Source organism: Phycisphaeraceae bacterium (genome assembly GCA_040222855.1).
Taxonomy (GTDB): Bacteria; Planctomycetota; Phycisphaerae; order Phycisphaerales; family Phycisphaeraceae; genus Mucisphaera.
This window is the reverse complement of sequence record JAVKCD010000025.1, coordinates 725980-739407: the sequence shown is the minus strand read 5'-3', so window position 1 is coordinate 739407 and position 13428 is coordinate 725980. Positions and strand designations below refer to the sequence as shown.

13 protein-coding genes and 1 tRNA gene are annotated in these 13428 nt (G+C 60.2%); 2 read left to right on the top strand and 12 right to left on the bottom strand.

Going from position 1 to position 13428, the window contains the following annotated elements; translation table 11 throughout:
- The first annotated feature begins 325 nt into the window (after positions 1 to 325).
- Positions 326 to 3136, top strand: coding sequence for a serine/threonine-protein kinase (locus tag RIG82_12940; GenBank protein MEQ9461848.1), 2811 nt, complete (start codon positions 326 to 328; stop codon positions 3134 to 3136).
- A 59-nt stretch (positions 3137 to 3195) separates the two neighbouring features.
- Here RIG82_12940 and RIG82_12935 read toward each other — a convergent pair.
- From RIG82_12935 to RIG82_12880, 12 genes are all read right to left on the bottom strand, one after another.
- Positions 3196 to 3269 (bottom strand) — tRNA-Val (locus RIG82_12935).
- A 35-nt stretch (positions 3270 to 3304) separates the two neighbouring features.
- On the bottom strand, positions 3305 to 3595 hold the full coding sequence (locus tag RIG82_12930; GenBank protein MEQ9461847.1) for a twin-arginine translocase TatA/TatE family subunit: 291 nt from the start codon (positions 3593 to 3595) through the stop codon (positions 3305 to 3307).
- A gap of 111 nt (positions 3596 to 3706) precedes the next feature.
- Positions 3707 to 4951: a beta-ketoacyl-ACP synthase II gene (fabF, locus tag RIG82_12925; protein MEQ9461846.1), complete on the bottom strand. Its 1245-nt coding sequence runs from the start codon at positions 4949 to 4951 to the stop codon at positions 3707 to 3709.
- A 113-nt stretch (positions 4952 to 5064) separates the two neighbouring features.
- Complete coding sequence (gene acpP / locus RIG82_12920; GenBank protein ID MEQ9461845.1) at positions 5065 to 5313, bottom strand: acyl carrier protein; 249 nt, start codon at positions 5311 to 5313, stop codon at positions 5065 to 5067.
- A gap of 132 nt (positions 5314 to 5445) precedes the next feature.
- Entirely contained in the window at positions 5446 to 6195 is a 750-nt protein-coding gene (gene fabG / locus RIG82_12915) for a 3-oxoacyl-[acyl-carrier-protein] reductase (GenBank protein ID MEQ9461844.1), read from the bottom strand.
- 79 nt (positions 6196 to 6274) lie between these two features.
- Positions 6275 to 7243, bottom strand: a complete 969-nt coding sequence (fabD, locus tag RIG82_12910) for an ACP S-malonyltransferase (GenBank protein MEQ9461843.1) — start codon at positions 7241 to 7243, stop codon at positions 6275 to 6277.
- Between the two features lie 32 nt (positions 7244 to 7275).
- A complete protein-coding gene (locus RIG82_12905) occupies positions 7276 to 8286 on the bottom strand; it encodes a beta-ketoacyl-ACP synthase III (protein ID MEQ9461842.1) in 1011 nt (336 codons plus the stop codon).
- A complete protein-coding gene (gene plsX / locus RIG82_12900) occupies positions 8283 to 9317 on the bottom strand; it encodes a phosphate acyltransferase PlsX (protein MEQ9461841.1) in 1035 nt (344 codons plus the stop codon). Before plsX ends, RIG82_12905 begins: the two co-directional genes overlap by 4 nt.
- Before the next feature lie 2 nt (positions 9318 to 9319).
- Complete coding sequence (gene rpmF, locus RIG82_12895) at positions 9320 to 9505, bottom strand: 50S ribosomal protein L32 (protein MEQ9461840.1); 186 nt, start codon at positions 9503 to 9505, stop codon at positions 9320 to 9322.
- 223 nt (positions 9506 to 9728) lie between these two features.
- The gene (locus RIG82_12890) at positions 9729 to 11759 is read right to left on the bottom strand and encodes a sodium:solute symporter family protein (GenBank protein ID MEQ9461839.1); all 2031 of its coding nucleotides are present in this window, start codon (positions 11757 to 11759) and stop codon (positions 9729 to 9731) included.
- Positions 11759 to 12079: a DUF4212 domain-containing protein gene (locus tag RIG82_12885; GenBank protein MEQ9461838.1), complete on the bottom strand. Its 321-nt coding sequence runs from the start codon at positions 12077 to 12079 to the stop codon at positions 11759 to 11761. Before RIG82_12885 ends, RIG82_12890 begins: the two co-directional genes overlap by 1 nt.
- Positions 12080 to 12188: 109 nt before the next feature.
- Complete coding sequence (locus tag RIG82_12880) at positions 12189 to 12677, bottom strand: hypothetical protein (protein ID MEQ9461837.1); 489 nt, start codon at positions 12675 to 12677, stop codon at positions 12189 to 12191.
- Here RIG82_12880 and RIG82_12875 point away from each other — a divergent pair.
- Positions 12646 to 13422 (top strand): type II secretion system protein, encoded by a 777-nt coding sequence (locus RIG82_12875; GenBank protein MEQ9461836.1) that lies wholly within the window; start codon positions 12646 to 12648, stop codon positions 13420 to 13422. The genes RIG82_12880 and RIG82_12875 overlap by 32 nt on opposite strands.
- Positions 13423 to 13428 lie beyond the last annotated feature (6 nt).

Genomic DNA, 13428 nt, shown 5'->3' with positions numbered 1-13428 from the left:
GTATAACCAGACCCGCTACCGCCCGAGCAGGCCTCATCGCCAAAACCAAGACCAGCAACAACCTCGTCATACCCCAACCGGCTTACAAACCCGAGGCCTCACATACTCAGTACGCCAGTAAGCCATCCACTAAACAACACACTCGCGCCTAGCGGCAATGGTCAGCGACTCATTCAAGAGTAACCAAATAAAAAATCACATAAGTCATCATCTATCCTCAAATAACAGACTTCATGCCAATCTCCAGATATAACCTCTCACAGACGAATGAGAATGCTGAACAAGCCTCGATCGAGAGCTGCCTCAACCCCAACGGAGCCCGTTGATGCCCGATCACCACGCCGACGATTCTCCCACCGCCGACGTTCATGCTGATGGCACAGACCAGACCTCCGACAGCCCGCCTGTAGCTCAGATAGACGACAACACCCAGGCTGGCCAATCCATCGGCCCCTACAAACTCCTCCAGCAGATCGGCGAAGGCGGGTTCGGCATCGTCTGGATGGCCGAGCAACGCGAGCCCATCAAGAGGCGAGTGGCCCTCAAAGTCATCAAGCTCGGGATGGACACCAAACAGGTCATCGCTCGATTCGAGGCCGAACGCCAGGCACTGGCCATGATGGACCATCCCAACATCGCCAAGGTCTATGACGCCGGCGCCACCGAAACTGGCCGCCCCTTCTTTGCCATGGAATACATCCGCGGGATTCCCATCGCTGAATACTGCGACCACCAAAGACTCGATACCGAAGCAAGACTCCGATTGATGGTCGATGTCTGCAACGCCATCCAGCACGCCCACCAGAAAGGCGTCATCCACCGCGACATCAAACCCTCCAATGTCCTCGTCACTATGCACGACAGCATCGCCGTACCCAAAGTCATCGACTTCGGCATCGCTAAAGCCACCAACACCGAACTGACTCAACACACCCTCTTCACAGAACACCGCCAGATGATCGGTACGCCCGTCTACATGTCTCCCGAGCAGGCCGAGATGTCTGGCCTCGACATCGACACACGGTCCGACATTTACTCCCTTGGCGTCCTGATCTACGAACTACTGACCGGCACAACCCCCTTCAGCCAGGACGAACTCAGCTCTGGCGGCTACGACGTCATGAGGAAGATCATCCTCGAACGAGAACCCCATAAACCCAGCACTCGCATCTCAGGATTGGGTGATGAGGCGACCAGCAAGGCAAAAGCCAGACGGCTCGACACCAACCACCTCCAGCAACGACTCACTGGCGACCTCGACTGGATCACCATGAAGTGTCTGGAGAAAGACCGCACACGACGATACGAGACCGCCAGCGAACTGGCCCAGGACATCACGCGCCACCTCAATGATGAGCCTGTCATCGCAGGTCCCCCCGGAGCCGCCTACAAGATTCGCAAGTTTATGAAACGCCATCGCCCAAGGGTGATCGCTGCCGGTTTTGCTATTGCACTGCTCATCGTCAGCATGATCGGCATCCTGTTAACCATGAGTTGGGCGCTCGCCGAGAGGCAACGAGCAGACATTGAAGCACAGCGTGCCAGTACCGCTGCAGAAAGCGCCGTCAACGCACAGGCCATCGCCGAGCAGAACGAACAGGATGCCATCGACGCCGCGCAGCGCGCCGAACGTGAGCTACGCAGAGCGACCGAGTTCAAATCATTCCTGACCCGCATGCTCACCAGCCTCGACCCCGCGATTGCCCGAGGCGAAGACACCACGTTAATCGAGATACTCCTCGCCGGAGCAAGACGCGACTTGGTCACCCAACAACTCGACGACCCCGTCCTACGGATCGAGCTGGCCCAACTACTCGGCGAGGTCTATCGAGCCTTCGGAAGAGCCGACCTCGCCGTTGCCCTATTCGAACGAGCCGCAGCCGATGGCACCCTGGCGCTCGGCCCAGAGGCGCCAGCGACACTCAATGCGCAGATCGAACTCGCACTCGCCTACTGGGACCTCTCTGCCAACACCGAGGCCATGCGAGTCCTCACTACGATGATCCCCGCAGCAACCCAGTCACTCGGCTCCACGCATCGACTCACGCTCTGGGCTCACGACGTTCTGGCAGCCGTGCTCCTGGACGTCGGGCGATATCAGGAGGCACTCGTGCATGCCGAGCTTGCTTACAAAGGAGCACTCGAGACCGCCGGCCCCGAAAACCACGACACGGCCGTCTTTGCCCGCCGCTACGCCGAGATCTTGCGAGTGCTGGGGCGTATCGAAGAAGCAAAGCCACTCGAAGCAGGTGTCCTCGAGGCCCTCGCTCGATCTCGTGGCCAGTACCACCCAACAACCATCCAGGAACGATTCATGATCATCAGCCGCCGTCGGCAGGAAGGCGACCCTCAGGCAATCCTTGAAGTCCCCGCCATCATTGACCTCCTGCGCGCCCACACCGGCGAGCGATCCGCCGTCACGACCCTTGCCGAAACCACCTTCGCGACCTGGCTTATCGAAGATGAGCAATACGCCCAGGCCGCTGACTACCTCGCCAGCCTCACCGATCGATTGCTGCCCATCTCCCCAACCAACAAGCAGCACCGTGAAATCCTCTCGATGCTCGAGCAAGCCGCCGGGCTTGCTGACCGCCCCGACCTCGTCGCTAAAGCACAGCAGCACGCGCTCCAACCACCGCAGCTGCCTGTTTGGGTTTACGACGAACCGCTGACTCAGCAGATTTATGCGCCCTCCGGCCACATGGGAGAAACCCAGACCACCGACATAACCATCTACGCCCGCGATGAGTCACAGCCAGACCGCGGCTCGTTTATCCGCATCACCCTTAAACCCGAGACGAGCTGGACAGGCATTGTCTGGCAGGACCCCGCCCACAACTGGGGAACCAGACCAGGCGGATACGACCTCACCGCCGCGACCCGAATCGTCTTCGACGCCCGATCACCCGAAGGCCATGGACTCTTCACCATCGGGATGGGCACCAGAGCAAACGACCAGCATCGTGCCGACACCGGATTCATCGAAGAACAGTTCACTGCCACCACAGAGTGGCAAACCTACTCCCTGGATATCTCAGCGATCGACCGCTCAAGAATCTTCTCAGGCGTCGTCTTCGTCGTCTCAGGCGCTGCAGAACAGGTCACCATCGACCTCGACAGAATCCGCTACGAATAACCAACATACCACCCACTCACAACCCACCCCAGCACCTCACGTGCGCCACAAGCCTCAAATGGGCGGTACTGGACTCGAACCAGCGACCTCATCGGTGTGAACGATGCGCTCTAGCCAACTGAGCTAACCGCCCTGATCCCGCGATCTTCCCCGCTGCCCATCAGCCGGTCAAGCCGACTCCTTCGTCGTGCTCTTCGCCTTCTCCTCGCCCGACACACTGTCCGCCTGGTTCTCAATCCGTGGCGGATCGCCCGCCTTCGTCATATCCGAATCAAGCCCCGACAGCCCCTTCTTGAACTCCACGATCCCCTTGCCCAGACTTCGCCCCACCTCAGGCAGACGCTTGCCAAAAAACAGCAAACCCACCACCGCGATCACCAGCATCTCCGGCCAGCCGATCGGCCCAAGAAAGCCCAGGACCGGCACGCAGGGAGTCATCAGCATGGCAAGGGTGAACATCTCAGGCACCTTCCGATCAACAAGGCTCAGGGAGTCTGGCCTCGATTCCTATCCTGATTGTAGCGACCAACCATCACCACCCGCGACGATCGCACAAACAATCAGTCCCACTCAAGCTTTTCGGAAAACTAGGCTCACATTGTGCCCGCCAAAGCCAAACGAGTTGCTGATCGCAACCTTCGGGTTGATCTCACGGGCCTGCTTCGGAATGTAGTCCAGGTCGCACTCCACACCCGGCTCCTCCAGGTTGATCGTCGGCGGGGCAATCCCCGACTGCAACGTCAACGCCGTGATGATCGCCTCAATCCCACCCGACGCCCCCAGCAGATGCCCCGTCATGCTCTTGGTCGAACTCACCGGCACGGTGCAACGGCTCCCGTTCGCCTCAAACACACGCTTGATCGCCCGCGTCTCCGCCAGATCACCCAACGGCGTGCTCGTCCCGTGAGCATTGATATACCCCACCTCATCGTTATTGACACCTGCATCCTTCAGCGCATGGATCATGGCCTGAGCCGCCCCAGTACCCTTCTCGTCCGGTGCCGTGATGTGGTACCCATCCGAAGTCTGGCCGTAACCCGCGATCTCCGCGTAGATCTTCGCGCCACGCGCCTTCGCACGATCCATCTCCTCGAGGATCAGCACCCCAGCGCCCTCCGAGAGAATAAAGCCGTCTCGGTCCTTATCAAACGGTCGAGACGCCTTCGTCGGCGCATCATTACGCTTCGACAACGCTTTGATCGCCGTGAAACACGCCAAACCCATAGGCGTCACCGCCGCCTCAGCACCACCCGCAATCATCACATCCGAAACCCCGTGACGAATCAGCATCGCCGACTCACCAAGAGAGTTCGCCGCACTCGCACAAGCCGTCGCGATCGCCGAGTTTGGACCCTTGATCTTGAAATGGATCGAGACATTACCCGAGCCCGCATTACACATCAGCCTCGGAACCATGAACGGACTCACCCGATCCGGCCCCTTCTCCAGCAGCTTCTGATGGCCATCCGCGAACTCACCGATGCCGCCCACGCCAGACCCGATGTTGACCCCACACCGCCACTGATCCTCCTTCGAGAAATCCAGGCCCGAGTCCTTCACCGCAGCGATACTCGCCGCCAGACCAAACTGCGCAAAACGATCCATCCGCTTGAGATCTCGCTTATCGACCTCCGGGATCCCGTCCCACACATCGATCTCGCCAGCGAAGCGTGTGGAATAGGCCGACGCATCAAACGTCCGGATCTCGTGAATGAAGCTCTCGCCATTCAGCAACAGCTTCCACACATCATCAATCGACGTACCACGAGTGGTAAGCCATCCAAGTCCAGTGATCGCGACGCGGCGGTCAGCCATGCTCTCAGCGAGTTCCATTACGAGGTAACCAAGCCTTACCCGTTCCAATCACGGGCAACTCAGACCCCCAACAAGGGGCCTGCACGCTCAGAAGAAAAAGAGGAGCCCAAGCCTTACTTCTTGTCGATCTGGCTCTTGATGTAATCAATCGCCTGACCAACCGTCTGGATCTTCTCGGCCTCTTCGTCCGGGATCGAGGTCTCGAACTCGTCCTCAAACTCCATGACCAGCTCAACCGTGTCCAGACTGTCCGCATTCAGATCGTTCACAAAGTTGGTGTCCCGAGAGATCTCTCCCTTCTCAACACCCATCTGCTCAGCGACGATCGCCGTAACCTTGTCCTGAATTTCTTGTTCATCCATCGTGTGCTCTCCTAACGGGCCTCAGGCCCGGGGTGGCGTTCCATGCCCTAAAGGCGTAACGCGGAACTATATCTTGGGGACACCCCCTTTGCCAAGCCTGCGCCAGCCCACAACGGGCCAGCCAACAAGACTTTATGCCATCGTCATCCCTCCATCGACCGTCACCACCTGCCCGGTGATGTACCCCGCCTCCTCCGCCGCCAGAAAAGCCACAGCGTGAGCGATCTCCTCCGGACGCCCAAATCGACGCAGAGGGGTCATCTGCTTCACCGATTCCTTGATGCTCTCAGGCAGAACATCCGTCATATCCGTCTGAATAAACCCCGGAGCCACCACATTCGCCGTCACCTGCTTCGGGGCCAGCTCCTTCGCAATCGACTTGGTCATCCCCACAACCCCCGCCTTCGCCGCCGCGTAGTTCGCCTGCCCCGCGTTCCCCACCAGACCCGACACCGAGCCCAGATTGATGATCCGACCGAACTTACCCTTCATCATCGGCCGCGCCACCGCCCGACAAGACTCAAACACCGAACGCAAGTTCGTCGCGATCACCGCATCAAACTCCTCGTCCGACATCCGCAGCAACAGATTATCCCGCGTGATCCCCGCATTGTTCACCAAAATGTCCAGCCGCCCGTGCTCATCAAACACCTTCTCAATCACCGCCGAGATCGCCCCTGACTCGCTCAGATCACACGTCGCCACCGACGCTGACCCACCCGCCGCCTCGATCTGCTCCTTCACCCCCGCCAGCCGACCCGCATCACGAGCCACACACACCACATGACGCCCCTGACGCCCCAGTGCCAACGCACACGCAGCACCAATCCCCCGAGAGGCTCCCGTCACCACCGCTACTCGCTGCACAACGTCCTGACTCATATCACGCGACTCTTTCCAAGTTGATCACCGATCTCACGCAAAACACAACAGCAAACGAAAACACCAAAGCAGCCATGCACTATGTGGGGGAGGTGGGGGGGGTGGCGTGGTTTTGGACTTTGATCGATCGGTCGATCCGCTTCATCAGCCCCGACAGCACACGCCCAGGCGACAACTCCACAAACCGATGCGATCCATAACGATCCGCTGCCAGCGTCATCGACTGCGACCATCGCACCGGACTCGTCAACTGCTCCACCAAACGCTCACGGATCATCGCCGGGTCCGAATCATGCACCTCACCCGTCACGTTCGACAGCACCGGCGTCCTCGGGGCCGACCACGACGTCTCCTCCAACGCCGCCCTCAGCCGCTCCGCCGCAGGTGCCATCAAAGGCGAATGAAACGCCCCAGCCACCACCAGAACCGTAGCCTTAAAACCCATCGACTCCGCCACCGGCACCGCCCGCTCGCAGGCATCCCGCGACCCGCTGATCACCACCTGCATCGACGAGTTGTAGTTCGCCGGAACCAGCACACCATCACCCCGGGCCTGATCGCACAACTCAAGGATCTTCGCCTCATCCACATCCCCCGTAATCGCCACCATCCCCGAGTCCGCCGCCTCCGCCGCCGCCTGCATCGCCTCCCCACGCAACTTCACCAGCCGCAGACCGTCCTCAAAGCTCACCGCGCCCGCCAGATGCAACGCCGTGAACTCACCCAGACTCAGCCCCGCCGTCATCGCCACATCACCCTCAGCAAGCTCACCCGCCGCAACCAACGCCCTGTAAGACGCCACCGACGCCGTATAGATCGCCGGCTGAGCCTTGTCCGTCCGGGCCAGCTCCTCCTCCGGCCCTTCAAAACAAAGACCGCTCAAGCTAAACCCCAGCAGCCCGTCAGCCGCCTCAAAAACCTCCCACGCCGCCGACGATGCCTCCGCCCACGCTTGCCCCATCCCCACATGCTGAGCGCCCTGACCAGGACACAGCAAAGCCACAGCAGTAGCCGATGCCGCATCACGAACACTTGAGGTTGAAGTCATGGTCATCGTCCTCGGTCTCAGTCCAGCCCTGCTTAGAAGCGCCACAAACTCGTGGTCCACGTCAGCCCGCCACCAATCGCCAAAAACAGCACCAGATCGCCATCCTTGATCTTCTTCGCCGCACGCTGCTCATGCAACGCAATCGGAACACTCGCCGCCGACGTATTCCCGTAACGATCAATGTTGATGCAGAACTTATCCTCAGGCAGCTTCAGCCGTTGCCGCGCCGCCTCAAGAATCCGACGGTTCGACTGATGAGGCACCACCATCGCTAGATCAGCCGGGTCCACACCCGTCCGCTCCAGCGTCTCATCAATGATCGCCTCCGTCGTCGTCACCGCAAACTTAAACACCTCACGACCGTTCATCTGCAGCTTGCCGTAGTTCCCCGTAAACACATCCGCCGAAGTCTGCTCCGGCAGGTGCCCCTCGTGTCTGGGCACATACAACTCCCCCCAACGATCACCATCACTCCGCATCGTCTGGAACAGGCACCCACGCGCCGGATCATCATCCGCCTTCAGCACCGCAGCCCCCGCACCATCCCCAAACAGCACGCACGTCCCACGATCCGTGTAGTCCATGATCCGAGTCATCGTCTCGGTACCCACCACCCCGATCGTCCGGTAGTGCCCCGACTGGATCAACCCCGCCGCCATATTCATCGCGTACACAAACCCCGAGCACGCCGCCGAGACATCCATCGCACCCGCCGGCACCGCACCGAGTTGCGAAACCAGCTGCGCAGCACTCGACGGACAAGCCATCTCCGCCGTCATCGTCGCCAGAATCACCAGCTCCAAGTCCTGAGGCACCATCCCCGATTCATCCAGCGCCCCCCGCATCGCCCGCTCACCCAGGTCTATAACCGTCTGGTCCTCCGCCACCACCCGCCGCTCAGTGATCCCCGTCCGCTGAGTGATCCACTCATCCGACGTATCCACAAGACGACTCAGGTCATCATTGGTCAGAACCCGGTCGGGCACCGCCAGACCCGTGCCAGCGACGCGCACTCCCCGACCGCTGCCGGGGCGCTCAATCATGCCGCTCCCTCAGGTTCACGAACGCCATCCTCAGACAGCGACTCGATCAGCCGGTCGTTCACCCGATGCTCAACATGCATCATCGAGCTCCGGATCGCCGCCATCACCGTCCGCGATTCACTCGACCCGTGCAGAATCATGCAGATCCCGTTCGCACCCAGCAGCGGGGCCCCACCAAACTCGTGATAGTCGTGCTTCTTGTAAATACTCTTCACCACCGGCCCAAACTGCTCCGCCATCCCCGTCGAGATCGAAGCAATCTCTGCGCCAATCGTCTTAAACAGTCCCGCAGCCAGACCCTCCGACAGCTTGAGCACCACGTTCCCCGTAAACCCTTCGGTCACCACCACACTCGCCTTGCCAAAAAACAGATCTCGCCCCTCAACAAAACCAACGTAGTTCACACCGCTGTCCCCCTTAAACAGCTGATGCGTCTCCTTCACCAGCACGTTCCCCTTCGACTCCTCCCCGCCGATCGACAGCAGCGCCACCTTCGGGTCCTTAAGACCAAGCACCTGCTCCGCGTAGATCGCCGACATCTTCCCGTATTGATGCAGATGCGCCGCCCGTGGCTCAGGATTCGCCCCCACATCGCACACCACCACAGGACCGCCAAACGTCGGCATCGTCACCGCAATCCCAGGACGGTGAACATTCGGCAGCCGTCGCATCGACATCTGAGCCGCCGCCACACACGCCCCCGTGTTCCCCGCCGACAACACAACATCACAGTACGAATCCCCAGCCTTCCGCCCGCCCAACTCCATCAGCCGCACGATCGAGCTGTCCGGCTTGCCCCGCAGCGCCGCCACCGGGCTGTCCCCCATCTCGATCACCTGCGTCGTCCCCACCACCTCGATCTGAGCATGGCCCTTCAGCCCTCGCTCATCCAACCCCCGCTCAATCACCGACGACTCACCCACCAGCACCAGCGTATGCGCATCCCCAAGCAGCGGAACTGCGTCAAGACAACCCGCGAGAATCGCGGATGGCGCATGGTCCCCACCCATCACGTCGACGGCGATACGCACGCTTAGTCCTTGTTGTTCTTCAGGTTGAGCTTCAGCCCGGCGCGGACATAGCCGCAGTTATTACACGCCGCATGAGGCGTCTTCGCGTTTCCGCAGTTCGGGCAGTTCACCCACTGGCCACGACGCAAAGCATCGTGAGAACGACGCTTACGGCTCTGAGATCGTGTCTGTCGTTGCACTGGAAGCATGGTCAGATCCTCGTGGCCGCAGGGCCTTGCGGGGGAAAGCAAGAGCAGGGGGGCGTTAGGGGCAAACCCCGGCAGAAGCTCGACCCAGACAGACTAATAAAAGCCTGCCCTCCTCGGTCGAGCCAAGCTCCATAGGTTAGAAGCCCCCAATCCCACCGTCAAGCCGCCTATCTCCCGCACCACACGCAGGTTGCCGGAGCCTACGCAGGATCAAAAACCGACCTCAATGGTCCTGTGCCGCCTCAATCTGCACCGCCGGGCCCACGCCCTCCGGCTCACGCAGACTCGCCACAAGCTCCCGCGTCGCCTCATCCGGCGCTGGCGTCAAAGGCGTCAACGCCAGCGTCACCACAAAGTTGATCGCCATCCCCACCACACCAATCCCCTGAGGATTAATCCCCAGCAGCCAAGGCGTTCGCAGCACCGAATCCGCCCCCAACATCGCATCCGCCAACTCAGGCCCAACGATCACATGCGCCTTGTTGCAGAAAATATAGAACGCCGTAAACCCAATCCCCGTCACCATCCCCGCAATCGCCGGGATCGCACCCACCCGAACACTGAAAATCCCCAACACCAACGCCGGGAAGAAACTCGCCGCCGCCAACCCGAACGCAAACGCCACCACCTCGCTCACGAATCCAGGCGGGTAGATCCCGAAATACCCCGCCACCGTCACCGCCAACGCAATCGTCACCCTCCCCACCAGCAACCGCTGCTTCTCCGACGCCTCCGGATTCATCATCCGGTAATACAGATCATGCGCCACCGAAGACGAGATCACCAGCAGCAACCCGCTCGCCGTCGACAACGCAGCCGCCAAACCGCCCGCCGCAATCAGCGCAATAATCCAGTTCGCCAGCTCCGCCATCTCAGGCGTAGCCAGCACAATAATGTCCCGATCCGGCCCCGACAGCCCCCGCTCGCGCAGCATCACCCGCCCATCCACACCTTGCGCACCCTCCGTATCCAACCACTGCTGATGCTCCACCCGCACCTCAGTCAGATCGCTGCTCCCAATAGCCCCCTTATTGAAAATCTCATTATCCTCACGCCCCGAATAACGGACCCTCCCATCACCATCATCCAACCACAGGATCAGCCCCGTCCGCTCCCAGTTCCGAAACCAGTGCGGGATTTCCGAAGCCCGAATCGCTCCCGATGCGCTCTTGTAGAGATAAGCCACCCCGCCATCCACCGTCTCCGTCGTCCTCACGCCCTCCGCCAGCAACGCCTCCGCATCACCCTGAACCTCCGTGATCGGCACCACCGCCACCCGCCCGTTCAACGAGTCGATCATGTAGTACCGCGCAAACGCCGCCACCGCAGGAGCCGTCAGATACAGCATCGAGATAAACAGCAACGCCCAAAACCCCGACCACCGCGCCGCCGACACATTCTTCACCGTATAGAACCGCACGATCACATGAGGTAACCCCGCCGTCCCGCACATCAGCGCCAGCGCCACACAAAATACGTTCAGCTTATTCCAGGGCGACCCATCCACAAACGGCTCGGTGTAACTCGCAAAACCCAGGTCCGCATGAAGCTGATCCAGCCGATCCAGCAGCGTAACCCCCGTCCGCTGCCCCACCTCCACCAACTCCTGCCCCAGCCCCACCTGCGGAATCGGATTCCCCGTCAACTGGATCGAAATCGCAATGGCTGGAATCAAAAACGCCGTGATCAGCACCCAATACTGCGCCACCTGCGTCCACGTGATCCCCTTCATACCCCCAAGAATCGCGTACACCAGAACAATCGTCATCCCGATGTAAACACCTACCGACACATCCACATCAAGAAAACGCGCAAACACCACCCCCACACCACGCATCTGACCAGCCACATAAGTAAAACTGATGAAGATCGCGCACACCACCGCCACCACCCGCGCCGTCGATGACACATAACGATCACCAATGAAATCCGGCACCGTGTATCGACCGAACTTCCGCAGATAAGGCGCCAGCATCAACGCCAGCAGCACATACCCGCCCGTCCAACCCATCAGATACACCCCACCCGCATAACCCAACGTCGAAATGATCCCCGCCATCGAAATAAACGACGCCGCCGACATCCAGTCCGCCGCCGTCGCCATCCCGTTCGCCGCCGCCGGTACCCCCTGACCCGCCACATAAAATCCCCGCGTATCACGCACCCGACTCACCCACGCAATCGTCAGGTACAACGCAAAACTCAGCCCCACCAACACCAGCGTCCACACTCCAACCGGATCAGTCAGCCCCATCAGTTCGAGCCCCCATCATCATGCGGCCGCAGATGCTCCCGCGTCACGACCTCGTGATACCAACGATCCAGCCGGTTCATCGACACCGCATAAATCAGAATCAGCACCACAAACGTCACGATGCTCCCCTGCTGCGCAAACCAGAACCCCAAAGGGACTCCAAACGGCGAATAAGCATTCAGCACATCCGCCAGAAAAATCCCCAACCCAAAACTCACAAACGCCCACACGCAAAGCAGCCCCGACATCAACCAAAGATTCGCCCGCCAGTAGACCCGCCGGGCCTCAGCCAGACCCTCGCGACGCGGTAACGTGTTCATGGTCCCTCATCCTGATTCAGGTCATCAATCAAAACAGAATCAAAAACCCAACGACCCGAGCAGGCTAAACCCTCGCCCCCATGATGGCAAGTGATTGTCTCAAAAAGTGTTACGGCGTTGTTCCAGTATCACCCTCACTCGCCACCTCGACCACCGGGTCCGGCACACCACCAAAATCCACCGTTCCCCCACCCTGTACCGCATCAATCGTTACTCGATACCGACCCTCAGGCACCAACGCCACCGGCCGCACCTCGTTCCGCATCCCCCGCGGACGCGTCCCGTACATAAAAGCATGAAGCTCTCGCGTGTCAGCACCCCGCGGAATAACCTTCCATACAGGATCCGACTCCAACCCATACTTCGGCACCTCCCAGGCCCCGTCCTCATTCTGAACCATCCGATGCACCACGACCGATCGCACGTCATACGCCTGATTCAGACCAATCAGCACCTCAGGCTCGGCCCCCGCAGGCACCGCACTGTGCTTGACCACCACCTGCAACTCAGGACCACCCGACCACGGCGACGCCATCACCAGCCACGACAAAAGCAGGAAGCCAACGATGCCTAATAGCCAATACGAACGCTGCGTCATCACAAAACCTCTCCGCTACGGGTTCACCCTGATCGAACTACTCGTCGTCATCTCGATCATCGCCATCCTCATCGGCATGCTCCTGCCAGCCCTGGGCAGCGCCAGAGACATCGCTCGACAACTCGCCTGCGGAACCAACCTCCGCACACTCGCATTATCACTCGAACTCTACGCTCAGGACAACCGCGAGTTTTTCCCACCCCGTAATCCGAACACCAACGACAACATCCGCTGGCCCACCCGGTTGTCGGACTACTACACCGTTCCTGACATACTCATCTGCCCCGCTGACCTCGACCCCCAACCCATACGCACGCAAACCGACGCCAATGAAGACTGGCGGCCCCGCAGCTACATCATCAACGGCTTCAACGACATCGCCGTCGCCAGAGAAAACGCCACCAACGCCTGGCAGGCAACCGACTTCGCCGTCCGCCAACCCGAAATACACTCACCCGGCTCCGTCATCCACTTCGGCGAAAAAATCAGCTACGAACCCGAACTCACCGGCAACGCCGGACGACACTTCTTCATGGATATCTTCGAAGGCATCGGCAACGACTTCGAAATCGTCAACCACTCCCGCCATGGCAACCCCGACCGCCGCCAAGGCGGATCCTACTACGCCTTTGGCGACGGCTCCGCTCGATTCCTCCCCTTCCCCGAAGCCCTCGAACCCATCAACCAGTGGGCCACCATCCAGGGCTACCGCGACGGCTCCCGCAACCCCGACCCCCAACCCTGACCACCC